Origin of the sequence: Rhodococcus sp. MEB032, from assembly GCF_030208925.1 — a bacterium.
In the GTDB taxonomy this organism is placed as follows: Bacteria; Actinomycetota; Actinomycetes; order Mycobacteriales; family Mycobacteriaceae; genus Rhodococcus_F; species Rhodococcus_F qingshengii.
In genome coordinates, this window is the sequence record NZ_JARVSY010000025.1 from 154,454 (window position 1) to 177,078 (window position 22,625).

22 protein-coding genes are annotated in these 22,625 nt (G+C 63.2%); 17 read left to right on the forward strand and 5 right to left on the reverse strand.

From position 1 onward, the window contains the following. The first annotated feature begins 3 nt into the window (after positions 1–3). From QRN54_RS23520 to holA, 4 genes are all read left to right on the forward strand, one after another. A complete protein-coding gene (locus QRN54_RS23520; protein ID WP_209447729.1) occupies positions 4–846 on the forward strand; it encodes a DegV family protein in 843 nt (280 codons plus the stop codon). A gap of 81 nt (positions 847–927) precedes the next feature. Continuing rightward, entirely contained in the window at positions 928–1,806 is an 879-nt protein-coding gene (locus QRN54_RS23525; RefSeq protein WP_050654644.1) for a ComEA family DNA-binding protein, read from the forward strand. Beyond that, positions 1,803–4,163, forward strand: coding sequence for a ComEC/Rec2 family competence protein (locus tag QRN54_RS23530; RefSeq protein WP_064689235.1), 2,361 nt, complete (start codon positions 1,803–1,805; stop codon positions 4,161–4,163). Before QRN54_RS23525 ends, QRN54_RS23530 begins: the two co-directional genes overlap by 4 nt. Next, entirely contained in the window at positions 4,160–5,137 is a 978-nt protein-coding gene (gene holA / locus QRN54_RS23535) for a DNA polymerase III subunit delta (RefSeq protein ID WP_003944476.1), read from the forward strand. Before QRN54_RS23530 ends, holA begins: the two co-directional genes overlap by 4 nt. Before the next feature lie 87 nt (positions 5,138–5,224). Here holA and QRN54_RS23540 read toward each other — a convergent pair whose 3' ends face one another. Together QRN54_RS23540 and rpsT are read right to left on the reverse strand one after the other, a co-directional pair. Next, on the reverse strand, positions 5,225–5,650 hold the full coding sequence (locus QRN54_RS23540) for a hypothetical protein (protein ID WP_285183146.1): 426 nt from the start codon (positions 5,648–5,650) through the stop codon (positions 5,225–5,227). A 158-nt stretch (positions 5,651–5,808) separates the two neighbouring features. Next, complete coding sequence (rpsT, locus tag QRN54_RS23545; RefSeq protein WP_003944567.1) at positions 5,809–6,069, reverse strand: 30S ribosomal protein S20; 261 nt, start codon at positions 6,067–6,069, stop codon at positions 5,809–5,811. 197 nt (positions 6,070–6,266) lie between these two features. On the opposite strand from rpsT, the gene QRN54_RS23550 reads away from it, so the two are divergent. The 4 genes from QRN54_RS23550 to QRN54_RS23565 are packed head-to-tail and all read left to right on the forward strand — an operon-like array spanning position 6,267 to position 10,592. After that, entirely contained in the window at positions 6,267–7,892 is a 1,626-nt protein-coding gene (locus QRN54_RS23550; RefSeq protein WP_047270788.1) for a circularly permuted type 2 ATP-grasp protein, read from the forward strand. Between the two features lie 56 nt (positions 7,893–7,948). Continuing rightward, on the forward strand, positions 7,949–8,920 hold the full coding sequence (locus tag QRN54_RS23555) for an alpha-E domain-containing protein (RefSeq protein WP_003944483.1): 972 nt from the start codon (positions 7,949–7,951) through the stop codon (positions 8,918–8,920). 8 nt (positions 8,921–8,928) lie between these two features. Then, positions 8,929–9,759 carry a transglutaminase family protein gene (locus QRN54_RS23560; RefSeq protein WP_007731033.1) on the forward strand — a complete coding sequence of 277 codons (831 nt, stop codon included), beginning with the start codon at positions 8,929–8,931 and terminating at the stop codon, positions 9,757–9,759. 59 nt (positions 9,760–9,818) lie between these two features. Continuing rightward, the gene (locus tag QRN54_RS23565; RefSeq protein ID WP_003944482.1) at positions 9,819–10,592 is read left to right on the forward strand and encodes an aquaporin; all 774 of its coding nucleotides are present in this window, start codon (positions 9,819–9,821) and stop codon (positions 10,590–10,592) included. A 30-nt stretch (positions 10,593–10,622) separates the two neighbouring features. Here QRN54_RS23565 and QRN54_RS23570 read toward each other — a convergent pair whose 3' ends face one another. Next, positions 10,623–11,156, reverse strand: coding sequence for a type II toxin-antitoxin system PemK/MazF family toxin (locus QRN54_RS23570; protein ID WP_007731034.1), 534 nt, complete (start codon positions 11,154–11,156; stop codon positions 10,623–10,625). Positions 11,157–11,228: 72 nt separating this feature from the next. Between QRN54_RS23570 and lepA the strand changes: the two genes are divergently transcribed. The 3 genes from lepA to QRN54_RS23585 all read left to right on the forward strand — a co-directional run bounded on the left by lepA (position 11,229) and on the right by QRN54_RS23585 (position 15,118). After that, positions 11,229–13,121: a translation elongation factor 4 gene (gene lepA, locus QRN54_RS23575; protein WP_003944564.1), complete on the forward strand. Its 1,893-nt coding sequence runs from the start codon at positions 11,229–11,231 to the stop codon at positions 13,119–13,121. Positions 13,122–13,127: 6 nt separating this feature from the next. Beyond that, the gene (locus tag QRN54_RS23580; protein WP_234551436.1) at positions 13,128–14,057 is read left to right on the forward strand and encodes an NAD(P)H-dependent flavin oxidoreductase; all 930 of its coding nucleotides are present in this window, start codon (positions 13,128–13,130) and stop codon (positions 14,055–14,057) included. Positions 14,058–14,137: 80 nt separating this feature from the next. Continuing rightward, the gene (locus QRN54_RS23585; protein ID WP_230587579.1) at positions 14,138–15,118 is read left to right on the forward strand and encodes an ABC transporter substrate-binding protein; all 981 of its coding nucleotides are present in this window, start codon (positions 14,138–14,140) and stop codon (positions 15,116–15,118) included. Positions 15,119–15,174: 56 nt separating this feature from the next. Here QRN54_RS23585 and QRN54_RS23590 read toward each other — a convergent pair whose 3' ends face one another. Next, entirely contained in the window at positions 15,175–17,133 is a 1,959-nt protein-coding gene (locus QRN54_RS23590; RefSeq protein WP_003944557.1) for a glycoside hydrolase family 15 protein, read from the reverse strand. Positions 17,134–17,215: 82 nt separating this feature from the next. Here QRN54_RS23590 and QRN54_RS23595 point away from each other — a divergent pair, with 82 nt between their 5' ends. From QRN54_RS23595 to QRN54_RS23615, 6 genes are all read left to right on the forward strand, one after another. Then, positions 17,216–17,422: a hypothetical protein gene (locus QRN54_RS23595; protein WP_003944489.1), complete on the forward strand. Its 207-nt coding sequence runs from the start codon at positions 17,216–17,218 to the stop codon at positions 17,420–17,422. A gap of 123 nt (positions 17,423–17,545) precedes the next feature. Then, the gene (locus QRN54_RS33650; RefSeq protein ID WP_309599318.1) at positions 17,546–17,635 is read left to right on the forward strand and encodes an Ms4533A family Cys-rich leader peptide; all 90 of its coding nucleotides are present in this window, start codon (positions 17,546–17,548) and stop codon (positions 17,633–17,635) included. Between the two features lie 196 nt (positions 17,636–17,831). Next, positions 17,832–18,863, forward strand: a complete 1,032-nt coding sequence (locus QRN54_RS23600) for a sulfate ABC transporter substrate-binding protein (protein ID WP_003944569.1) — start codon at positions 17,832–17,834, stop codon at positions 18,861–18,863. 7 nt (positions 18,864–18,870) lie between these two features. Then, positions 18,871–19,719 (forward strand): sulfate ABC transporter permease subunit CysT, encoded by an 849-nt coding sequence (gene cysT, locus QRN54_RS23605; RefSeq protein ID WP_030536617.1) that lies wholly within the window; start codon positions 18,871–18,873, stop codon positions 19,717–19,719. After that, a complete protein-coding gene (gene cysW, locus QRN54_RS23610) occupies positions 19,716–20,522 on the forward strand; it encodes a sulfate ABC transporter permease subunit CysW (protein ID WP_003944503.1) in 807 nt (268 codons plus the stop codon). The genes cysT and cysW overlap by 4 nt, the downstream gene beginning before the upstream one ends. Continuing rightward, positions 20,519–21,568 carry a sulfate/molybdate ABC transporter ATP-binding protein gene (locus tag QRN54_RS23615; protein WP_007731046.1) on the forward strand — a complete coding sequence of 350 codons (1,050 nt, stop codon included), beginning with the start codon at positions 20,519–20,521 and terminating at the stop codon, positions 21,566–21,568. The genes cysW and QRN54_RS23615 overlap by 4 nt, the downstream gene beginning before the upstream one ends. Before the next feature lie 125 nt (positions 21,569–21,693). On the opposite strand, the gene QRN54_RS23620 is transcribed toward QRN54_RS23615, so the two are convergent. Then, on the reverse strand, positions 21,694–22,590 hold the full coding sequence (locus tag QRN54_RS23620; RefSeq protein WP_003944544.1) for a universal stress protein: 897 nt from the start codon (positions 22,588–22,590) through the stop codon (positions 21,694–21,696). Positions 22,591–22,625: the final 35 nt, after the last annotated feature.

Consider the following 22,625-nt stretch of genomic DNA (forward strand, 5'->3'; position numbering starts at 1 on the left):
AGAATGCCGGTCGTCGTCGTCACGGATTCCTCCGCCTGCATCCCGCAGGAGTCGGCCGACGCATGTGGCATTCAGGTTGTTCCGCTCCACGTGCTCCATGACGGTTGCGACTTGCGAGAGGGCGTCGACGCAATGCCGAGCGACCTGTCGGGAGTGACAACGGCCGGAGCGTCGCCCGCCGAGTTGTCCGAAGCGTATGCACGCGCCCTGGACATGAGCGACGGTGACGGCGTTCTCGCCGTTCACATTTCACGTCAACTGTCGGGAACGTGGGAAGCCGGACGAGTCGCAGCCCAGGAATTCGGTGGCGCCGTCCGGATCGTCGATTCACAGTCCGCCGGTATGGGTTTGGGCTATCCGGCTCTCGAAGCTGCACGCTTGGCCGAGAAGGGCGCTTCACTCGAAGAGGCGTACGGCCGGGCGGTCGACGTCGCCAGCCGTGGGCGCTGCTACATCGTCGTCGACAAACTTGATCAATTGCGTCGGGGCGGACGAATCGGAACCGCCGCTGCGTTGCTGGGTACTGCATTGGCGATGAAGCCGATCCTGCATCTGGTGGACGGCAAACTCGTGCTCGGCGAAAAAACGCGCACCACCACCAAAGCGCTTGCACGCTTGGTTGATTCGGCAGTCGAGCGCGCCGGTCTCGGCCGCGTGGCGATAGCCGTGCATCACATGCGAGCACGAGAGCGTGCCGACGGGATAGCGGAACAGTTGGCCGAGCGCATTCCCGATGTAGCGGAATCCGTGGTTACCGACTTCAGCGCGGTTATCGGAGCGCACGTCGGTGTCGGCGCGATCGGTGTTGTGGTGTGCCCGTTGCCGGAGATCGACGCGAACACCTGATCGTTTCTCCACAATCCCCGAGTTCTCCACAGGTCGAAATTCATCGTCTTCGGTGGCGAGGTCTCTCGTTAGCGTCCAGTCATGAGGATCAGCGAGGAGCGCGAGCGGGCGCGTGATCGCCTCGCGGCGATGGACGGAAACTACCGGCAGCGACCGGCCGTCGACGAATTCGAGGATTCAGGGTCTTTCGAGAGGTCCCCCGAGTGGCTTCGGGACTTCGACGAGGACGACTACGACGCTCAGCCCGACTCGTCACGGTTCGACCGATTGCCCGAACATTGGCGCGGTACACGTTGGCGCCCGAGTCGGTCGGCGACCTGGGTGTTGGCGATCGTTGCAGTTCTGGCCACGGGAATCGGCTTGTTCGCCGTGTGGTGGGATTCTCCGAGCATGCAGGCGGTCCCAACGTTGCCCTCGCCCCAGAATGTCACGGAGAAGAATGTGACTGCCGGCGATGGTGAATCAGCCAGTCCTGTACCGACCGGCGTCGTGGCAGAGCAGCCGCCCGAGGCTGTGGTGGTCAGTGTCGTCGGGCTCGTGCGCACGCCTGGGCTTGTCAATCTTCATTCGGGCTCGCGCATCGCCGACGCGCTTGCTGCGGCAGGTGGCGTGCTCGACGGAGCGGAGACGGTGGGCCTGAATCTGGCTCAGAAACTTGTCGACGGCGATCAGATCGTGGTTGGTGCGGCCGATCAGTCCGGTGGTGTTTCTTCGAGTACCACTGCAGGAGGGACCAGCCCCGCAGCTACGGGGGAATCCGGCGGGGCTGGGCTGGTGAACCTCAATACCGCCACCGAGGCCGAACTGGACGAGCTTCCCGGGGTAGGGCCGGTAACGGCTGCGGCGATCATCTCCTGGCGCACATCCAACGGAAAATTCACGGACATAGAACAATTGGGGGAAGTCGACGGGATCGGCCCGGCAAGGTTGGCCAAATTGCGAGTGCTGGTGTCGGTGTGAACGAACCGGAAGCCTCGCCGGTCCTCGACGCTCGACTGCTTCCGTCTGCCGTCGCGGTGTGGGGGAGCAGTGCGGTGGGGATCCTGTTCGGCCCGGTCGCCGCGTGGGTACTGGCGGTGGCGTGTGCGGTTCCAGCGGCACTCCTCACTTACGTGGTTGTGCGCCGGACATCAGCGGGGTGGGTACGAATCATGTTGGTTGCATTGCTGTTCGGTGCCGGGTGTAGTGCCGTCGGCGGGTGGCGGGCGTCCGAGGCGGAGAGGCACCCACTGACCCGAGCTTCTCTCGAGGGAGCTTGGGTGAGTGTCGAAGTGGAACCCTCGGAGGATCCGCACGCGGTCTCCGGCGCGGTGGGTCAAGGTCAGGTCGTCTTCAGGGCAACCGTCAATTCGGTGACTGCCCAGAACCGCAGGTACTCCGGAGGCGGCTTGGTCACCATCCGGGCGCCCAGTTCGTCGTGGCTCGAAGTTGTTCCAGGGCAGAGCCTCACGGTTCGTGGCCGGGCGAGTCAGCCATGGCGTAGCGATTCCACGCTCGCCGTGATCACGTCCGAAGGGCCTCCCGTCGCGGTGGGAGAAGTGCCCTGGTATCAGCGATGGGCAAGTGTGGTGCGCATTCGTTTCGCGGCTGCGTGCTCGGCTGCACTCCCGCCGGATCAGGCGGGTCTGCTGCCTGGCCTCGTCGTCGGAGACACGTCGGCGCTGTCGCCGGTGGTGAAGGACAACTTCACCGTTGCCGGACTTTCCCATCTCACCGCGGTGTCCGGCGCCAACATCAGCATTCTGCTCGGGGCCGTTCTGCTGTTGGTCAGAGCCGCGGCGCTCAGTCCACGGGTCGGCGCCGCTTTGGCGGTGGTAGCCCTCGTTGCCTTTGTTGTCGTCGCGAGGCCGTCGCCGAGTGTTCTACGCGCGTCGGTGATGGGCTTGGTAGGCCTGCTCAGTCTGGTCACTGGTCGGCGCAAACAGGCGCTGCCTGCGCTTGCCGCCGCCGTCATCGTTCTGGTAGTCGTGATGCCCGAGCTGGCCGTCGACTGGGGGTTTGCGCTGTCGACTACTGCCACGGGCGCGCTGGTGATCATTGCGCCGGTGTGGGTGGACGTGCTTCGCCGAAGAGGCTGGCCCCGTTGGTTTTCGGAGATGACAGCTGTCTCGGGTGCTGCGTTTGTCGTGACTGCACCGTTGGTGGGCGCCATGGCGGGAACCTTCAGCGTAGTCACGATTGCCGCGAACATGGCGGTGGCGCCCGTGATCGGAATCATCACGGTGTTCGGTGCGGTGATTGCCTTGTGTGCGCTGATCTGTCCACCGATCGCGGTGTTCGTCGCGCCATTGGTGCGGCCGCCGATGGGGTGGCTGCTGTGCGTGTCCGAGCGGGCGGCGGCGCTTCCCGGAGCGTCGGTGGTAGTGCCGTCAGGACTCATCGGTGCCCTCGTCGTCGTGGGAGTCCTACTGGCCGCGGCCCTGACGCTGTGGAATCGGATTTCGAGATGGGTGCTCGGCGTTCTTGTTCTGGGAGTTGTTCTGGCCCTGATCTTTCAACACGTGTTCGGGGGTGGCCGTTTTGCTCCGGGGTGGGCGCTGGTGATGTGCGACGTCGGTCAGGGGGACGGTCTTGTGCTCTCGACTGGAGACGGCAGGGTGATCGTGATCGATGTCGGTCCTGATCCCACGTCGATGGATCGTTGCCTGAACATGTTGGACGTCAACGACATCGCGTTGCTGATGATCAGTCATTTTCATGCCGATCACATCGGTGGATTGGAAGCAGTCCTGAGTGGGCGTTCGGTCGCTGCGATCGGAGTCGGGTCGATGTTGTTGCCGGAGTCAGGTTTTCGGGCGGTGAAGGATACCGCCGACTCGCAGGCCGTTCCGGTTGTCTCGTTGCGCGCAGGTATGGAGTTGACGTTGGGATCGGTGAACGTGGAGGTTCTCGGTCCGTTGGTTCCGGCTCCCCGCGATGCGGGGGACGGCGCGGACGCCGCGAACGATCAGTCGCTGGTGGTGATGGCGCACACGGGCGCGGGTCGAATTCTGTTGACGGGCGACGCCGAAGTTGCGGGGGAGGAGGCGATCCTCCGATCGGGAGCGGACGTGAAGGCCGATGTGTTGAAGCTGCCCCATCACGGTTCTCGGACCACGTCGTCGGCATTTCTGGAAGCGGTGCGTCCGAGGTTGACGATGATCAGCGTCGGCGTCGGCAACAGTTTCGGGCACCCGAATGCGGAGGTTCTCGATGAACTGGATTCATTGGGCGGGGCGGTGGTTCGGACCGACGTCGACGGCACCGTCGCTGTGTACGGCGGGGGCGGCGGGTCTGTGTCGATCGTGTCGGTTCCTCGTGGGACCATCTTCGGGTGAGTAATCCGTCTGGAGTCGATCCGCTGCATCTTGTTCTCGGGGACGACGAGTTCCTGATCGACCGCACGGTATCGCAGCTCATCAGAGCTGTCCGCGGTGACCGCGGCCAGGGTATTTCGGATCTCCCGGTGACCAAGATGCGCGCGGGCGACACCAATGCTCCCGAGTTGGCCGAGTTGCTCAGCCCTTCTCTTTTTGCCGAAGACCGTGTGATCGTCTTGGAATCGGCTGCAGAAGCAGGCAAAGATGCCGTAGCGCTTGTCCTGGAGGCTGCACGCGAGCCGGCAGAAGGTGTGGTTCTGATCGTCGTGCACTCGGGCGGCGGTCGCGCGAAAGCGTTGGCGCCGGCCCTCGAGAAGCTCGGGGCGACGGTTCACAACTGCGGAAAACTGAACAAGAGTCAGCTTGTCGACTTCGTCCGGGGTGAGTTTCGGACCGCAGACGTCAGGGTTGCGCCAGATGCGATCGCCGCGATGATCGAAAGCGTCGGCTCCAACCTCCGCGAACTCGCGTCGGCCTGCTCGCAATTGGCGGCAGATACGGGCGGCAAGATCGACGTGGATGCAGTCCACAAGTATTACTCGGGCAAGGCCGAGGTTTCCGGATTCGACGTGGCCGACAAAGTCATCGTCGGCGATACCCGGGGTGCGCTCGAGGCGCTCCGATGGGCAGATCAGATCGGAACAGCCCATGTTCTGCTCGCGGATGCCCTCGCCGACGCAGTCCACACCATCGCGAAGGTCGGCCCGTTTGCACGGGGCGGTGACCCGTTCCGGTTGGCGTCGGATCTCGGAATGCCGCCGTGGAAGGTCAAGAAGGCGATCAAGGAGGTCGGCGGCTGGGATCCCACGTCGATCGGCGCTGCGATGCAGATCGTCGCCGCCCTCAATGCCGACGTGAAGGGTGCCGCAGTCGACTCGTCCTTCGCCCTGGAGATGGCAGTGCGGAAAGTGTGCGCGTTGCGGAAGAACTGAGTACAACGTGGCCTACTGCGCGTCCGGCCAGAAGTAGTCCGACGACAGTGGCGGCCGTGGCCTCACCCGCCCGGTAGTCGAGGCGTTTCACGCAGGCTTGCTCCAACTGAGTAGCGGAATGGCCTGAGGCCGTGTCGTTGGTTCACCTGTTCTGATGTCGGTCACCCGTAGTGAGTCGTGCGACACCGGATTCACCACACTGCCGCAGACAATGGTTTCTTGGCCGATGCTGTCCACCGGCACCTTCACGGTGGTGAGTAGCGCTCGTCCAACGGCGAGAAACGCCAGAATCGCAACGAGTGAACACATCACGCCGAGGAAGATCCGGAATTCGCTACGTTGCCTGCGCTTACACCATCCGTAGCTTGCGGCACCTCCGACGACTGCAACCGTCAATGATTCCCACCGACGAGGGATTCCCAGGGCGGCCACTACGCCGAAAGCGACGACCGCCCAGAAGACAGTCGTGAACAACCAGCTGCGAGGGCGCTTCCCGTGCCCGTTGATCGCCATCATCAGATGGTTGCAGCCCGCTCCACATATTCGCTGCAAGACATGGATGGCGGGTCTTCGCACTGACCCGATTGAATACGCAAAATAGCCGCCTGGTCTTTCGACCTGGCGGCTATCGAGACGAACCAGTGTGACGGCGAACCGTCACAGTGGAAACGTCAGAGCTTGTTGGCAGCCTGCGAGAGTGCAGACTTCTTGTTGGCAGCCTGGTTGGCGTGAATGACGCCCTTGCTGGCTGCCTTGTCGAGCTTGCGGCTGGTGGAGACGAGGAGCTCGTTGGCCTTGTCCTTGTCACCGGCTGCCGCAGCCTCGCGGAATGAACGGATCGCGGTACGCAGCGAGGACTTCACCGACTGGTTACGGAGTCGGGCCGCCTCGTTGGTACGGATTCGCTTCACCTGGGACTTGATGTTGGCCACGCGTAAAATCCTTGTCGTCTTTAGCTGGTTACGGTCGAGAAAGCTGTGGGCGCACTGATGCACCGACTGGCAAGATTACCAGCCGAGGGCCCAAGAACCCAAACCGTCGCACGTTGCGTCTGTCGAGAAGGGTACACCGAGCGCCCGATTGCTCGCCGCGCTGCCGAATAGCCCCACTTGTAGCAGCATGTTGCCCTATGACGCCGTCGCCTTCGAAAAGTTCGAGTAAAACAGGTTCGACCACCACCCGAGCGCGTCCTGCCGCAGTGTTCGACGGATATTCAGACATCGGTCGCTACGAGTTGGCTTTCGACGAGATGTTCGAGCCCGACGGCTCGGTGCGTGGTCCGTACAAGGGTGTGTACAAAGCCCTGGCGCCGACGAGCAGCGCCGACCTCGCCGCGCGTGCCGACGCACTCGGACGCGCATTCATCGACCAAGGTGTGACGTTTTCGCTGTCCGGGCAGGAACGACCCTTCCCGTTGGATCTGGTGCCACGCGTCATCGCCGCCCAGGAGTGGTCGCGGCTGGAAAAGGGCATCAAACAGCGGGTGAAGGCGCTCGAGTTGTTTCTCGCGGACATCTACGGCGAGCAGCGAATCCTGCGCGATCACGTGTTGCCGCGCCGCCTGGTCACCTCGTGCGAGCACTTCCACCGTGAAGCGGCAGGCATCGTGCCGCCCAACGGTGTGCGAATTCACGTCGCGGGTATCGACCTGGTCCGAGACGAGGCTGGAGAGTTCCGAGTTCTCGAGGACAATCTGCGATCTCCGTCCGGTGTCTCCTATGTGATGGAAAACCGTCGCACCATGACTCGGGTGTTCCCGGATCTGTTCATGTCCCACAAGGTGCGGGCGGTCGGTGATTACGCAACACACCTGCTGAGGGCGCTGCGTGCGGGTGCTGCACTCAACGAAGCGGACCCGACAGTGGTTGTTCTCACACCGGGTATCGCCAATTCCGCCTATTTCGAGCATTCGTTGCTCGCTCGTCAGATGGGTGTGGAACTCGTCGAAGGTCGCGACCTGTTCTGCCGCGACAACATGGTGTACATGCGCACTACGGAAGGCGAGCGCCAGGTCGACGTCATCTATCGCCGCATCGACGACGAGTATCTCGACCCGATGCACTTCCGTCCGGATTCGATTCTCGGCGTCGCAGGCCTACTGAATGCGGCGCGGGCGGGCAACGTGGTGATCTCGAGCGCCGTCGGCAACGGAGTCGGTGACGACAAACTCGTCTATACCTACGTTCCGCAGATCATCGACTACTACCTCGGTGAGAAGCCGCTCTTGCAGAACGTCGACACGTTCCGCTGTTGGTTGGACGAGGAGTGCGAGCAAGTCCTCGACCGCGTCGCCGAACTGGTCATCAAGCCGGTGGAAGGGTCCGGCGGCTACGGAATCGTCTTCGGACCCGACGCGAGCCCCAAGGAACTGGCCGCGATCACCCGCAAGATCAAGGCAGACCCGCGCGGGTGGATTGCGCAGCCACTCGTGCAGTTGTCCACGGTGCCGACCAAGATCGACGATGTTCTCTCGCCGCGCCACGTGGACTTGCGGCCCTTTGCCGTCAACGACGGTGAGGACGTGTGGGTGTTGCCCGGCGGCCTGACCCGGGTGGCACTTCCGGAAGGTTCGCTGGTGGTCAACTCCAGCCAGGGCGGCGGAAGCAAGGACACGTGGGTGCTTGCGAGTCGCACCTCTGACGAAGACCCAGAGTTGTCAGGCGAGGAACTGGTGTCCGAGCCCCCGGAATCCGCGGAGCCGGTGCAGGGTCCCGAACTGAGCACCTCGCAGCAACAACAGCAGCAGCAACAGTGAACACCTCGGAAGTGCCCAGCTACCAAGAACTATCAGTGAACGGAGCGTGGTGACCGATGCTTGCTCGCAACGCAGAGTCCCTCTACTGGATCGGCCGCTACGTCGAGCGCGCCGACGACACTGCTCGGATCCTCGACGTCGCCGTCCATCAATTGCTCGACGACGCCACCGTCGACCCGGACCGCACGTCGCGTCTGCTCCTGCGTGTCCTCGGCATCGAGGCGCCGGAGGGCAAGCTCGACGTGCGCTCGCTCACCGATCTGGTTGCGTTCAGCCGCAACCAGGTTGGTTCGATCGTGGACTCGCTGGCAAGTGCTCGTGAGAATGCTCGCGGGGCGCGTGAGGTCACGTCGAGTGAGATGTGGGAGTGCCTGAACACCACGTACAACGGACTGGCCGAGCGTGAACGTGCCTCACGCAGGCTGGGGCCACACGAGTTCTTCCGCTATGTGGAGGAACGCGCAGCGATGTTCGCGGGCCTGGCGGATTCCACGCTCAGTCGCGACGACGGCTATCGGTTCCTTCTGCTGGGCAGGTCGATCGAACGTGTCGACATGATCGTGCGGATGCTTCTGGCGCGCGCCGGTGACCGCCCGTCGTCGCCGGCATGGGTCAGCGTTCTTCGCTCGGCGGGCGCACATGACACGTATCTGCGTACGTATCGCGGAGCACTCGACGCCAATCGCGTCGTCGAGTTCATCTTGTTGGACAGGCTCTTTCCGCGCTCGGTGTTCCACTCGATCAGGCAGGCCGAGAAGTGCCTGCAGGAGCTCGACCCGCAGCCGGGCAGTCGCGTCGGAATCCGGGCGGAGGCGCCGCGGCTTCTGGGCCGCGCACGCAGCGAACTCGAGTTCCTGCCGCAGGGCGTGTTGCTCGAGGATCTGCAGGGACGGTTGCTCGGTTGGCAGGAGACCTGCCGCGAACTGGGTGAGGCAATTGCATTGCAGTACTTCCACGCTGCGCCGTGGGTCGCGTGGACGGATGCCGGCGCCGCGTATGCGGAGTCGACGGTGGAGGGAGAGCTGTGAGCTGGCGGATGAGGGTCGTGCACACCACGGGATATGCGTACGACGCCCCGGTGACGTCGTCGTACAACGAAGCGCGATTGACACCTCGCGGCGACACCAGGCAGACGGTGATACTCACGCGCGTCGAAACCCAGCCGGCAACGCGTTCCTACCGATACACCGATTACTGGGGCACCGCGGTGACCGCCTTCGACTTGCACGCCCCGCATACGGAACTCGAAGTGACCGGACTGTCGGTGGTGGAGACCGAACCGTTCGTTCAGCCCGAGGAAACCGTCGACTGGGATGAATTGTCGGGAAACGCGATTAAAGATCGATTCAACGAACAACTGAGTTTCACGAGATATGTTCCGCGTGATCGTAAGCTGGCGACAATTGCCAAGGAATTGCGCAAAGATAAATCACCTGAAGATGCAGTAGTGGCTGCGTCGCAATGGGTTTACGGCGAAATGTCATATGTTCCGGGTACGACCGGAGTGCATACGTCGGCGGTCGAGGCGTGGTCGGCACGGAAAGGCGTCTGCCAGGACTATGCGCATCTGACCTTGGTATTGCTTCGAACGATGGGAATACCGTGTCGATACGTTTCCGGCTATCTCCACCCCAAACGTGATGCGGCAGTCGGGGACACGGTGGTCGGCGAATCGCACGCGTGGATCGAAGCGTGGACCGGCGCGTGGTGGGGATACGACCCGACCAATGCGATAGCTGTGAATGAACAGCATGTCTCGGTCGGAATAGGAAGGGACTATTCGGATGTGCCGCCATTGAAGGGAATCTTTTCCGGTGGACGCTCCACAGATCTCGAAGTTGTTGTGGAGATCACCAGGCTTGCGTAAAGTCCGGCAAATCTAGGCGCGTGAGCATTACTACCGTTCGATGAGAAGAAGGTGGGAATATGTCTCCAACTGCACAGGAATTGACTGAGATCGAACCGATCTCGGATGTGAAGAAGTATGCGGCCGAAGCGGTGGGAACATTCGTGCTCGTGTTCTCCGCAGTCGGAACTGCCGTCTTTGCAGGTGCGAAAGTCGGCAACCTCGGAGTTGCCTTCGCATTCGGCCTGACCCTGCTGTTCCTCGTATATGCGATCGGCCCGATTTCCGGTTGCCACGTCAACCCAGCCGTGACTCTCGGCCAATTCGTGATCGGGCGAATCTCAGCCGTCAATGCGGCGATTTACGTTGTCGCGCAAGTGATCGGCGGCTTGGTCGCAGGCGTCGTGATCTACACGGTGGCCAACAGTCTCCCGGCGTACAACCGTGCTGCTGACGGTTTGGGCGCAAACGGTTGGGGCGCACACAGTCCGTCTGCCGAGAAGAATCTTCTCGGAAACGTGGTTTCCGACGGCTACGGCATCGGTGCCGCCATGATCATCGAGATCCTGCTGACAGCACTGCTGGTATTCGTCGTTCTCGCGTCGACCGACCAGATCTCCGACGTGCCTCTCGCCGGGGTGTCCATCGGCTTCACCCTGGCCGTCATTCACCTGATCTCGATCCCGATCGACAACACCTCCGTCAACCCCGCTCGAAGCCTCGCTGTCGCGCCGTTCCAGGACGGTGCACTCGGCCAGGTGTGGTTGTTCATCGTGTTCCCGCTCATCGGCGGTGCGCTCGGTGCACTCATCTATCGAGCACTCTTCGGACGGTTCAACCGTATGGACAGCTGATCGACACTGTTTCCATCGTCCGGGTCGGCTTCAGCTCCAGCTGAAGTCGGCCCGAAGTTTTGCCGCGACCGCGTCGAACTTCTTGTGATCCATGACGGCGCCCTCGCGCCGGATCCCGCTCTCGGGAACGTCGAGCACCCGGTCGAGCCGGACCCAGCTGGGCCTTCCCTCGCCGTCCCATGGACCCGAACCGATTGCGAGCCAATCGCGCTCACCCTCGCGTTTACTCTGCGAAGACAACATCAGGCCGAGCAGCGTGTCGCCGTCGCGGCCGACAACCAGCACCGGGCGGTCTTTGCCCTGGGTCGGATCCTCCTCGTAGGCAACCCAGGTCCAGACGATCTCGCCCGGATCGGCCTTGCCGTCGAGGTCGGGGGAGTACTCGACCTTGCGGGCGCGATGTGCGGTCGGAGACGTTCGCGCGGCGATCGGGCGGCCGGTCGGACCCGGCTTCGAGGCAGACGACTGGGACGTGGACGACTGCAGCTGGCGCAGCAACGCAGGGCCCTTCTCCACCGCGAGGGCGCCGAGGGTTCTGCCGATCTGCTTCCACATGCTTGCCATAGCGTTCGAGCATAATCACCCACCCGTGGGAACCCCTGGTACGGCGGCGCCGAGACTTGGATATCCTGAGGGTTGACAGTGGCCCGGATCCGGGCCGGTGCCGGTCCGACTAAGGGGTCTCCCATCAGCAGCTTCGCCGACAAGACGTTCACGGATCCTGCGCAGATCCGGAACTTCTGCATCATCGCGCACATCGACCACGGTAAGTCGACGCTGGCAGATCGCATGCTTCAGCTCACCGGTGTGGTCGAAGAGCGGGCGATGCGTGCGCAGTACCTGGACCGCATGGACATCGAGCGTGAACGCGGCATCACCATCAAGGCCCAGAACGTTCGTCTGCCCTGGACCGTCGACGGCGAAGAGTTCGTCCTCCACCTCATCGACACACCCGGCCACGTCGACTTCACGTACGAGGTCTCCCGCGCGCTCGAAGCATGTGAGGGTGCAATTCTGCTGGTCGACGCAGCTCAGGGCATCGAAGCTCAGACGCTGGCGAACCTCTACCTGGCGATGGAGAAGGATCTCAAGATCATTCCCGTCCTCAACAAGATCGACCTCCCGGCCGCGGATCCCGACCGCTATGCCGAAGAGATCGCGCACATCACGGGCTGCGAGCCCGGTGATGTCCTGCGCGTCTCGGGTAAGACCGGTATGGGCGTCAAGGAACTGCTCGACGAGGTGATCAAGCAGGTACCTGCGCCTGTCGGCGATGCTGACGGTCCCGCCCGCGCGATGATCTTCGACTCTGTCTACGACGCCTACCGCGGCGTGGTCACCTACGTGCGTGTGGTCGACGGTCGGATCCGTCCCCGCGAGAAGATCACGATGATGTCCACGGGCACCACACACGAACTGCTCGAGGTCGGCATCATCTCGCCCGAGCCGAAGGCCAGTATCGGTCTGGGCGTCGGCGAGGTGGGCTACCTCATCACGGGTGTGAAGGACGTCCGCCAGTCGCGCGTCGGTGACACTGTCACCACCACCCGCAACGGCGCGACCGAACCGCTGGTCGGCTACCGCGATCCCAAGCCGATGGTCTACTCGGGCCTCTACCCGATGGACGGCTCGGACTACCCCGTGCTGCGCGATGCCCTCGACAAGCTCCGTCTCAACGACGCGGCGCTGGCGTATGAACCCGAGACGTCGGTTGCCCTCGGATTCGGCTTCCGCTGCGGCTTCCTCGGCCTGCTCCACATGGAGATCACCCGCGACCGCCTCGAGCGTGAGTTCGGCCTCGAACTGATTTCCACCGCGCCCAACGTCGTCTACCGCGTCGTGATGGAGGACGGGGCCGAGGTCATCGTCACCAACCCGTCGTACTGGCCGGAAGGCAAGGTTCGCGAGGTCTACGAGCCCGTCGCCAAATGCACCGTCATCGCCCCGAGTGAGTACGTCGGCGCCATCATGGAGCTGTGCCAGTCCCGTCGCGGTGAGCTCGGCGGCATGGACTACCTCTCCGAGACTCGCGTCGAACTGCGCTACGAACTGCCCATGGGCGAGATCATGTTCGACTTCTTCGACGCCCTCAAGTCCCGCACCAAGGGTTATGCCAGCCTCGATTACGAGGAGGCCGGTGAGCAGCAGGCCGATCTGGTGAAGGTCGACATCTTGCTGCAGGGCGAGGCCGTCGACGCGTTCTCCTCGATCGTGCACCGTTCCAACGCCGGCGCTTACGGCGGACGCATGACGTCGAAGCTTCGTGAGCTGATTCCTCGCCAGCAGTTCGAGGTTCCGATCCAGGCCGCGATCGGCGCGAAGATCATCTCGCGCGAGAACATTCGCGCAATCCGCAAGGACGTTCTCGCCAAGTGCTACGGCGGCGACATCAGCCGTAAGCGCAAGCTGCTCGAGAAGCAGAAGGAAGGCAAGAAGCGCATGAAGACCATCGGTCGCGTCGAGGTGCCGCAGGAAGCATTCGTGGCGGCCCTGACGTCGGAATCGGTCGGCGAGAAGCCCAAGAAGTAGGAGCGCATGGTCACCACCTGGTTGTCCCGAGAGTTCGGAATCGAAATCCCGGTTCTCGGGGCGCCCATGGGTGGCCGCGCGGGCGGCGCGCTCGCCGGAGCTGTATCGGCGGCCGGCGGGTTGGGTCTGCTCGGCGCGGCCCGGTACAACACACCGGAGTGGATCGAGGCCGAAGCCGAAGTGGCCCGCTCGATCGGCGGAAAATTCGGAGTCGGCCTGATGACGTGGTCGCTGCCCGAGAACGAGTTGATGCTCGACGCCGCGATTGCCGTCGAGCCGACCATGATCACCTTGTCGTTCGGTGATCCCGCCTCGTATGTCGGACGAATCCACGATGCGGGCATTCCCGTTGTGTCACAGATCAATACGCTCGAAGATCTTCGCATTGTCGAGGCCGCGGGTGTCGACGGCGTGATCGCGCAAGGCGGTGAGGCAGGCGGTCACACGGGCCGAATCGGAACCTTGCCGCTGCTGCAGGAGATCCTCGAAACGACATCACTTCCAGTACTGGCGGCCGGCGGAATCGGGACCGGCCGCGGTTTGGCCGCAGTCCTGGCGGCCGGCGGGGAAGGCGTGATGATCGGAACGGCGCTGCTCGCCAGCCCGGAGACGGTCGGGCCGGACTATGCCCGCGACCGCGTCGTCGAAGCCGGAAGTGCCGACACGATTTACACCTCGGTGTTCGACCGAGCGCGCAGTCAACCGTGGCCGCAGCGGTGGGGTGGCCGCGCGGTGGCCAACGAGTTCACTGCCGCCTGGCACGGAGTCGACGCCGATGAGGAAATGCTGGCAAAGGCGTACGACCCGTCGGATCCCCACAGCGGAGTCGTCTACGCCGGAGAAGCTGTCGGACTCGTACACGGAATCCATCCGGCCGGCGACGTGGTTCGACGCATCGGCGCCGATGCGGAGCGTCTGCTCTCTCGTTTCGCCTGAAAGCAAGGTCGGACACAGCCGGGTCCCATATGAGAAGGTAAGCCTCTGCTAACTAGTGGAGGAGTATTTTCGTGCGTGCGATGAAGTTTTCGGCGGTGGCTCTCTTGGGAGCGCTGGTCGTAGGTATCAGCGGATGTTCGTCCTCGGACGCCGACGAGATCGCGGACGGTCGGGTGACCACGATCGACCACAAGTTCGGCGCCACCACGATCACCGGGACGCCGACGCGCATCGTCGCGGCCGACACCCAGTGGCTCGACGCTCTGCTCGAACTCGGAATCCAGCCGGTGGGGTACCTGGCTGCCGGCCCGATGGGCGACGAGCGTGGTCTGTTCCCGTGGGAGAGTGGCGTGGACGCGTCGGCGAAGGAACTCGATCGCTCGGCGATCCAGCAGTTCGGTGTCCCGCTCAAAGCTGAAGAAATTGCAGCCTTGGATCCCGATCTGATTCTCGGCGGGTTCTCCGTCGCCGATCAGGACGATTTCGACCAGTTGAGCAAGATCGCTCCGACAATTGCCGGTCTGTCCGACGTCCAGGTCGATCCGTGGCAGGACCAGGTGGAGATTCTCGGCCGGGTTCTCGACAAGGAGTCGCGAGCCGACGAGATCGTCGAGGCGACAAACGGGCAGATCGATGCGCTCGCACAGCGGTTGCCGGGGCTGAAGGGTAAGACCGCTCTTTTGTCGCAGTACGTCTTCCCGACGTCGCAGTTGGTGATCGTCGCTGATCCCAAGGACGGTGCTTCGGGACTGTTCACGCGTCTGGGAATGTCGTTGCCGCCCAAGCTGGTCGACGAGGCCGGTGTGACCGGTGGCCGGCTGATACTCAGCCCGGAACGGGTCGACGCTCTCAGCGCCGACGTCGTGGTGCTGCTGCCCAACGGCGGGTCGCTCGACGACATGATGAAGCTGCCGGGGTTTGCCGACCTGCCTGCAGTCAAGGGTGGCGGATTGGCCATCGTCGACTATCCGACTGTTGCCGGCCTGAACACTCCGTCGTCGCTGTCGCTGAAGTACTCGCTCGAATCGATCACGCCGCAGCTCGAAGCGGTGGCCGGCTAGACCTGCTGTGCGCCTTTATTAACCGCGGGCGGTTAATAAAGGCGCACAGCAGGGGTCTAGGTCGCGTTGTGCGCGGGCTGGAAAGCTCCGGCTTCGGCAGCTTCCTCGGCGCGGATCACGTGGACCACGGCGTTGATCAGCGCCAGGTGTGTGAACGCCTGCGGGAAGTTACCCAGATGGCGACCGGTGTGCGCGTCGATCTCCTCCGCGTACAGCTTGAGCGGGCTCGCGAACCCGAGCAGACGCTCGCAGAGATGCTTTGCCCGATCCAGTTCGCCGATCTCGACGAGGGCGGAGACGAGCCAGAAGGAGCAGATGGTGAACGTGCCCTCTTCTCCGCTCAATCCGTCGTCGGTGGTGTCGACGCGATAGCGCAGGACCAACCCCTCTTCGGTGAGCTCGTCGGCGATCGCCAGCACCGTCGCCCGGATGCGCGGATCGTCGGCCGGCAGGAAGCGCAGCAGCGGTGCCAACAAGAGGGACGCGTCGAGTGAATCGTGGCCGTACCGCTGTGTCAGAACTCCGCGCGAGTCGACACCGTGCGCGAGGATGTCGGCCTTGATCTCGTCCGCGATGGCCGTCCATTGCTGTGCAAAGCTCTTCTCGCCCTGCATCTCTGCCAGCTTGGCGCCGCGATCGAGAGCGACCCAGCACATGATCTTCGACGACGTGAAGTGCTGCGGTTCACCGCGCACCTCCCAGATCCCGCGGTCGGGCTGGCGCCAATGCTTGATCGCTTCCTCGACCTGCTTCTTGAGCAGCGGCCACAACGCCTCGGGGACGCGCTCGCGGGTACGGATGTGGAGGTACACCGAGTCGAGCATGGTGCCCCAGATGTCGTGCTGCTGTTGATCGAACGCCCCGTTGCCGATACGCACCGGACGGGCGCCGTCGTAGCCGGACAGATGGTTGAGTTCGGATTCCTCGAGCGTGCGCTCGCCGCCGATGCCGTACATCACCTGCAAGGGATGCGGCTGACCGTTGTCCGAACTCGACACGTCGTAGATGAAGTTGAAGAAGTCGTTGGCCTCACGGTCCAACCCCAGCGTGTAGAGGCCCCACAGTGCGAAGGTGGAATCGCGAACCCACGCGTAGCGGTAGTCCCAGTTACGTTCTCCGCCTGGTGTTTCCGGTAGCGAGGTCGTCGAAGCCGCAAGCAGGGCTCCGGTCGGTGCGTAGGTGAGCCCCTTGAGTGTGAGCGCACTGCGCTGCAGGTATCCGCGCCACGGGTGATCGGGGAACTTGCCGATCGTCACCCACTCACGCCACGACTTGGACGTCTGCCACATCTTGTCGGCGGCCTCGTCGAACGTCTGCGGCGCGGGAAGATCCGACCACGAGAGCGCGACGTACACGTTGTCGCCTTCGACCAGTCGCGTCCGCGCTCGTGCTTCACGACCTTCCAGACCCAGTCGTAGGTCGGTGGTCAAGCGCAGAGTGGGATGGTCTCCGGGCTTGGCGGAGCGACACGTTGCCGTTGCTTCCTCGTAGACCTTTCCGGTGTACTCCCAATTCGCCGTGCCACGGTGATAGTCGAACGCGGGCTCACAGCTCATCTCGAGTTCGACGGTGCCGCTGACGCATTTGACCGTACGGAGAAGGGTGTGTTCGGCATCCCAGTCGGTCGGTGTGCGCTTGTGCGTGTTCGATCGCTTGTCGACGTTGTGCCAGGGACCGAGAACCAGGGCGTCGCGGACGACGAGCCAGCCGGTCTCGGTCTGCCAGGTGGTCTCGAGAATGAGTCCACCCGGCAGATAGCGCCGAGCGGCCGGCACGTTCTGGCCGTAGGGGCCGATACGGAAATGGCCTGCGCTGCGGTCGAGGATGGCACCGAACACGCTGGGGGAGTCCGGGCGGGGAACGCACATCCACTCGACAGATCCGTTACGGGCAATCAGGCACGAGGTTTCGCAATCGGAAAGAAACGCATAGTCGTCGATCGGGGGAAAGTTGCTTCGATGGTGACCCGTGGAGGCGGGAGGAATCGTCTGCACCACTTCGTCGTCAGCACTCATTCGGCCATCATCCGGCCAGAATCGGCACACGTCCAATCCACACGCTGTCGGGACCGCGTCGTCCGAAGGATAGGGTGTTGGCGTGGATCGGATTGCGGATTGGTGGGACAGCTTCGAGCTGTGGATGGCGGGGCTCCCGTTCATCCCGCAGGTCGCGTTGGTCCTGATCGTCGTCGTTCCGCTGTGCCGCCTGGTGGCCATCGGTCTGGATCGCGCGTTGGCCGCCGTTCTCGCTCTGCCGCTCTTCGGCTGGTTGCGTAGGAATTCTCGAGAAGTAGAGGAAAGCTGATGCCCCGCTCACGGGTCACTCTCGCCCTGATAGCCCTGATTCTCCTCGTGATCGTCGCGTGGCTTCTCACCCGTTAGTTCTCCCGATTAGAGCGGGCGCCGGTGCTCTGCTAAAGTCCACCGCGTGTCCGAAGCAACAGCTCCCGTAATCCGCCACCAGTTGGCGTTGATTGCTGTCGGCATGCTCGACGTCGCTGACGTCGCCTGTTGTTGATTTCCTGAGTTCGACCTCTCCGGTGGTGCTGCGCACCCCACTCGAACTTCTCTGCGCGTAACTCGCGCCCCCGATTCAGGGCTCATCGCCCGTCGGCTCTCCATGTCTGAACATCCCGATGGAATCAGCCCCAGAGGTCTCGGACTTGTCGTTTGACCAACCCTCGTTTGTCAGTCCTTTCAGGAAGGTATCTGCAATGAAACGCCGTTCCCGCACACTTCTCACTGCTATCGCGACCATGGGGGCCGTGGTACTCACAGCGTGCAGTGGTGGCTCGAGCGACACCGTGGGTGGTGACAGCGCCGCCAGCGACGGTAGCGCCGGCACGATCAACCTGTTCGCCTACGCCGTGCCGAAGCCTGGCTTCGACAAGCTCACCGCAGCTTTCCAGGCGACCGACGAGGGCAAGAACGTCAACTTCAATCCTTCCTACGGCGCCTCGGGCGACCAGTCGCGCAAGGTGAAGGACGGCGCCGAGGCAGACTTCGTCAACTTCTCCGTCGAGCCCGACATCACCCGCCTGGTCGATGCCGGTCTGGTCGATCAGAACTGGAACCAGGACGCCTACAACGGAATTCCGTTCGGATCGGTAGTCACCATCGTGACGCGTCCGGGCAACCCGAAGGGCATCAAAGACTGGGACGACCTGCTTCAGCCCGGCCTCGAGGTCGTCACGCCGAACCCGTTCAGCTCCGGCTCGGCCAAATGGAACCTCTTGGCGCCGTACGCCGCGAAGAGCGACGGTGGCAAGAACCCGCAGGCGGGTCTCGACTACGTCACCGCCTTGGTCAACGACCACGTCAAGATCCAGCCCAAGTCGGGACGCGAGGCTTCGGAAGCCTTCCTGCAGGGTAGCGGTGACGTTCTGATCAGTTACGAGAACGAGGCACTGTTCATCGAAGGCAACGGCGACCCGGTCGAGCACGTCACCCCGCCCACGACCTTCAAGATCGAGAACCCCGTTGCCGTGATCTCGAACAGCAAGGTCCTCGACAAGGCGACCGCGTTCAAGGACTACCTGTACACGACCGAGGGTCAGACGCTCTGGGCCGAAGCAGGATTCCGTCCCGTGGATCCCGCCGTCGCTGCCAAGTTCACCGACAAGTTCCCCGAGCCGACCAAGCTGTGGACCATTGCAGACCTCGGCGGCTGGAAGGCCGTGGACAGTGCTCTGTTCACCAAGGACACCGGTTCGATCGCAGTGATCTACGACAACGCGACCAAGTAAGACTGACGTGACTGACACTATTGACCCCACCCCCGTGGCTCGTCGGCGAAAACTCGCGCGGGTCACGGGGAGTGTGGGGCCGCTCGGAATCGGAGTGGCCACCCTGTGGCTCTCCGTCATCGTTCTGCTTCCGCTCGCCGCGTTGACCGCCACCGCGTTCGACGAGGGGATCTCGGGATTCTGGGACGCCGTCACCGCACCCGTCGCCTTGGCGTCGTTGCGCGTGACGTTGTTGGTCTCGGTGATCGTGGCATTGATCAACGTCGTGATGGGCACGATCATCGCGTGGGTGCTGGTCCGGGACGACTTCCCGGGCAAGCGCATCGTCAACTCGATGATCGATCTGCCGTTCGCGCTACCGACCATCGTGGCATCGATCGTGCTGCTGTCCCTCTACGGCCCGCAGTCACCGATCGACATCCATCTCAATGCAACTCAGCCCGGACTGATCGTGGCATTGGCCTTCGTGACCTTGCCGTTCGTCGTCCGTTCCGTGCAGCCGGTGCTGATGGAGGTCGACCGCGAAGTCGAGGAAGCCGCTGCGTCGTTGGGAGCTTCCAACTGGACGATCTTTCGCTCGGTTGTTCTCCCGACGTTGGCGCCTGCCGTCATCTCCGGTGCGGGCCTCGCGTTCGCCAGAGCGATCGGTGAATACGGCTCGGTCGTTCTGATCGGCGGCAACATCCCACGCGTGACACAGATGACGTCGCAGTACATTCAGCAGCAGATCGAGATCGATCGTCCGACCAACGCCGCTGCCGTCTCGGTAGCGTTGCTGGCCATCGCATTCGTGACGCTGTTCGTCCTGCGAATCTTCGCATCGCGGGGACAGCGACGTGAGGAGAGTTCCCGATGAACGTGTCCAGAGGATCGAAGATCGGTCTGCGGACCATCGCTCTCGTCTACCTGTTCGTGTTGCTGGTCGTGCCGATCGGTGTGATCCTGACGCGAACATTCGAGAACGGAATCGGCCCGTTTCTCGAATCGATCACGACACCGGCAGCGATCTCCGCGTTGAATCTTTCGCTGATCATCGTGGCGATCGTGGTCCCGATCAACGTCGTGTTCGGTGTGGTCACCGCTCTGGCACTCGTGCGTGGTCGGTTCCCGGGCCGCGGAGTTCTGCAGTCGGTGGTCGACCTGCCCTTCGCAGTCTCGCCCGTCGTCGTCGGTGTGTCCTTGATTCTTCTGTGGGGTGCCAACGGTTGGTTCGGAGGCATCGAATCGTTGGGGTTCAAGGTCATCTTCGGTTTGCCAGGCATGGTGATCGCGACGATTTTCGTGACGCTGCCCTTCGTCGTCCGGGAAGTCGAACCCGTACTTCACGAGATCGGCGACGAGCAGGAACAAGCGGCCGCGACGCTCGGTGCCTCGGGCTGGCAGACGTTCTGGCGGATCACCTTGCCCGCGATCCGTTGGGGCCTGACGTACGGAATCGTGTTGACGGTGGCGCGTTCGCTCGGTGAATTCGGCGCAGTCATCATGGTCTCTTCCGGCTTCCCGGGGGTATCCCAGACACTGACGTTGCTGGTGCACTCGCGATACATCGACGACCACAACACCTTTGGTGCGTATTCGGCGGCAACGCTGCTGATGGGCATCGCCATCATTGTCCTGTTGCTGATGACGCTGCTGGACCGTAAGAGGAGCACCACATGATCACAGTGACCGGGGCCCGCAAGAACTACGGTGATTTCGCGGCGCTCGACGACGTGACGGTCAACATTCCCTCGGGTTCGTTGACGGCATTGCTCGGGCCCAGTGGCTCGGGAAAGTCGACGTTGCTGCGTTCGATCGCAGGGCTCGAAGAACTCGATTCGGGAACCATCACCATCGCAGGCAAGGACGTCACCGGCGTCTCGCCGCAGAAGCGTGACATCGGTTTCGTGTTCCAGCACTACGCAGCGTTCAAGCACATGACGGTGCGAGACAACGTGGCGTTCGGGCTCAAGATCCGCAAGCGCCCGAAGCCGGAGATCGAGAAGAAGGTCAACGAACTACTGGGGATCGTCGGCCTCGACGGCTTTCAGCATCGGTACCCCGCGCAGCTGTCCGGTGGTCAACGCCAGCGCATGGCGTTGGCGCGCGCTCTGGCGGTGGATCCGCAGGTGCTCCTGCTCGACGAGCCCTTCGGCGCCCTCGACGCGAAGGTCCGTGCCGACCTGCGCACGTGGTTGCGTCGCCTGCATGACGAGGTGCACGTCACCACCGTCCTGGTCACACACGACCAGGAAGAGGCTCTCGACGTCGCCGACCGCATCGCGGTGCTGAACAAGGGGCGGATCGAGCAGATCGGTGAACCTGCCGACCTGTACGACCGCCCGTCCAACGACTTCGTGATGTCCTTCCTCGGATCCGTCGCGAAGCTCAACGGGCAGTTGGTCCGTCCGCATGACATCCGTCTCGGCCGCGATCCGAGCATGGCTCTCGCTCAGGAGTCCGGAACGGCCGAGTCCCTCGGCGTCACACGCGCAACCGTCGAGCGCGTCGTGTACCTCGGCTTCGAGGTTCGAGTGGACCTGCGCAACGAGGCAACCGGCGAGCTCTTCTCGGCTCAGGTCACGCGCGGTGACAGTGCAGCGCTGCACCTCGAGGCGGGGGAGACGGTGTACGCGCGTGCTACCCGGGTGCCGGATCTGCCGGAGACCCCGGTGTCGACGCCGGTGCAGGAGCCGGTCACGGTGAGCGTGGTCGGCCAGGTATGACCCGCTCGCCCTGTTTGACCTATTGTACCCCCACTCCTGTTTGAGCGAACGGCACTTTCGGCCTCCTGATGGCGCCGAAAGTGCCGTTCGCTCAGAGGTGGGGGTCGGGCAACAGCGAGACGAGTTCAGCCCTCTCGGCAGACGAGGACCGGGCACTGGGCGTGGTGGATGAGGCTCTGACTGGTCGATCCGACTATCGACGCCATGAACGGGCTGCGGCCGTGGCTACCGACGACTACGAGTTGCGCTTCCGCCGAGTGCTCGAGCAGTGCCTTCATCGGTCCGCTGCGCTGGACACTGCGGGTGACTTCGACATCGGGGTACTTCTCCGTCCAGCCGGCGAGGCACTCGGACAGCAGTGCATGCTCATGCTGTTCGTACGGTCCCCAGTCGACGAAGCGCCTGGCTTCGGAATACCCGCCCAGCGAGGCGTGCTCGTTCCACGTGTGGACCGCAACCAAAGGTGCGCCGAGGAACGCGGCAAATTCGAAGGCATGCGCGACGGCGAGTTCGCTGAGCTTGCTCCCGTCGACGCCGACGACGATGGGCCTGGTGTCGGCCATCGCGTGATCACCCGTACCGCGGAATACGGCCACGGGACAGTGCGCGCGGTTGACCACCCGAATGGTGTCGGATCCGAGAAACACGGACTGCATTTCGCTGGTGCCGGCCTGACCCAGTGCAACGATGCGAGCCGACTTCGAGAGTTCGACGAGTGTGGTTGCGGGAGTACCGGTCACGAGGCCACGTTCGACGGTGACGTCGGTGTGATCATCGCGGATGGCGTCCTCAGCCTCGTCGAGCAGTTTTGCACCCTCGACGCGAAGGTGGTGGTCGAACATCTCTTCGTCGGTGACGTTGGTACCGCCACCGGACTCGGGTTGTCCTGGCAGCACGTGGGTCAGGCGAAGTGGTTCGTCGAATCTCTTTGCAGCCGAAGCTGCCCACCTCGCGGCGTTGACCGCGCTTGCCGAGCCGTCGATACCGGCCACGATTCCGTGTCGAACAGATGCACTGGTCATGGAAGTCTCCTCGCGTCGCCTCCTTACCAGTGTGT

What these genes read in the sequence shown, in the direction of transcription:
- QRN54_RS23520 (WP_209447729.1), top strand. Translation starts at nt 4, where the DNA reads ATGCCGGTCGTCGTCGTCACGGATTCCTCCGCCTGCATCCCGCAGGAG.
- QRN54_RS23525 (WP_050654644.1), top strand. Translation starts at nt 928, where the DNA reads ATGAGGATCAGCGAGGAGCGCGAGCGGGCGCGTGATCGCCTCGCGGCG.
- QRN54_RS23540 (WP_285183146.1), bottom strand. Translation starts at nt 5,650, where the DNA reads ATGGCGATCAACGGGCACGGGAAGCGCCCTCGCAGCTGGTTGTTCACG.
- QRN54_RS23550 (WP_047270788.1), top strand. Translation starts at nt 6,267, where the DNA reads ATGACGCCGTCGCCTTCGAAAAGTTCGAGTAAAACAGGTTCGACCACC.
- QRN54_RS23555 (WP_003944483.1), top strand. Translation starts at nt 7,949, where the DNA reads ATGCTTGCTCGCAACGCAGAGTCCCTCTACTGGATCGGCCGCTACGTC.
- QRN54_RS23560 (WP_007731033.1), top strand. Translation starts at nt 8,929, where the DNA reads ATGAGGGTCGTGCACACCACGGGATATGCGTACGACGCCCCGGTGACG.
- QRN54_RS23565 (WP_003944482.1), top strand. Translation starts at nt 9,819, where the DNA reads ATGTCTCCAACTGCACAGGAATTGACTGAGATCGAACCGATCTCGGAT.
- QRN54_RS23570 (WP_007731034.1), bottom strand. Translation starts at nt 11,156, where the DNA reads ATGGCAAGCATGTGGAAGCAGATCGGCAGAACCCTCGGCGCCCTCGCG.
- QRN54_RS23580 (WP_234551436.1), top strand. Translation starts at nt 13,128, where the DNA reads ATGGTCACCACCTGGTTGTCCCGAGAGTTCGGAATCGAAATCCCGGTT.
- QRN54_RS23585 (WP_230587579.1), top strand. Translation starts at nt 14,138, where the DNA reads ATGAAGTTTTCGGCGGTGGCTCTCTTGGGAGCGCTGGTCGTAGGTATC.
- QRN54_RS23590 (WP_003944557.1), bottom strand. Translation starts at nt 17,133, where the DNA reads ATGAGTGCTGACGACGAAGTGGTGCAGACGATTCCTCCCGCCTCCACG.
- QRN54_RS23600 (WP_003944569.1), top strand. Translation starts at nt 17,832, where the DNA reads ATGAAACGCCGTTCCCGCACACTTCTCACTGCTATCGCGACCATGGGG.
- cysW (WP_003944503.1), top strand. Translation starts at nt 19,716, where the DNA reads ATGAACGTGTCCAGAGGATCGAAGATCGGTCTGCGGACCATCGCTCTC.
- QRN54_RS23615 (WP_007731046.1), top strand. Translation starts at nt 20,519, where the DNA reads ATGATCACAGTGACCGGGGCCCGCAAGAACTACGGTGATTTCGCGGCG.
- QRN54_RS23620 (WP_003944544.1), bottom strand. Translation starts at nt 22,590, where the DNA reads ATGACCAGTGCATCTGTTCGACACGGAATCGTGGCCGGTATCGACGGC.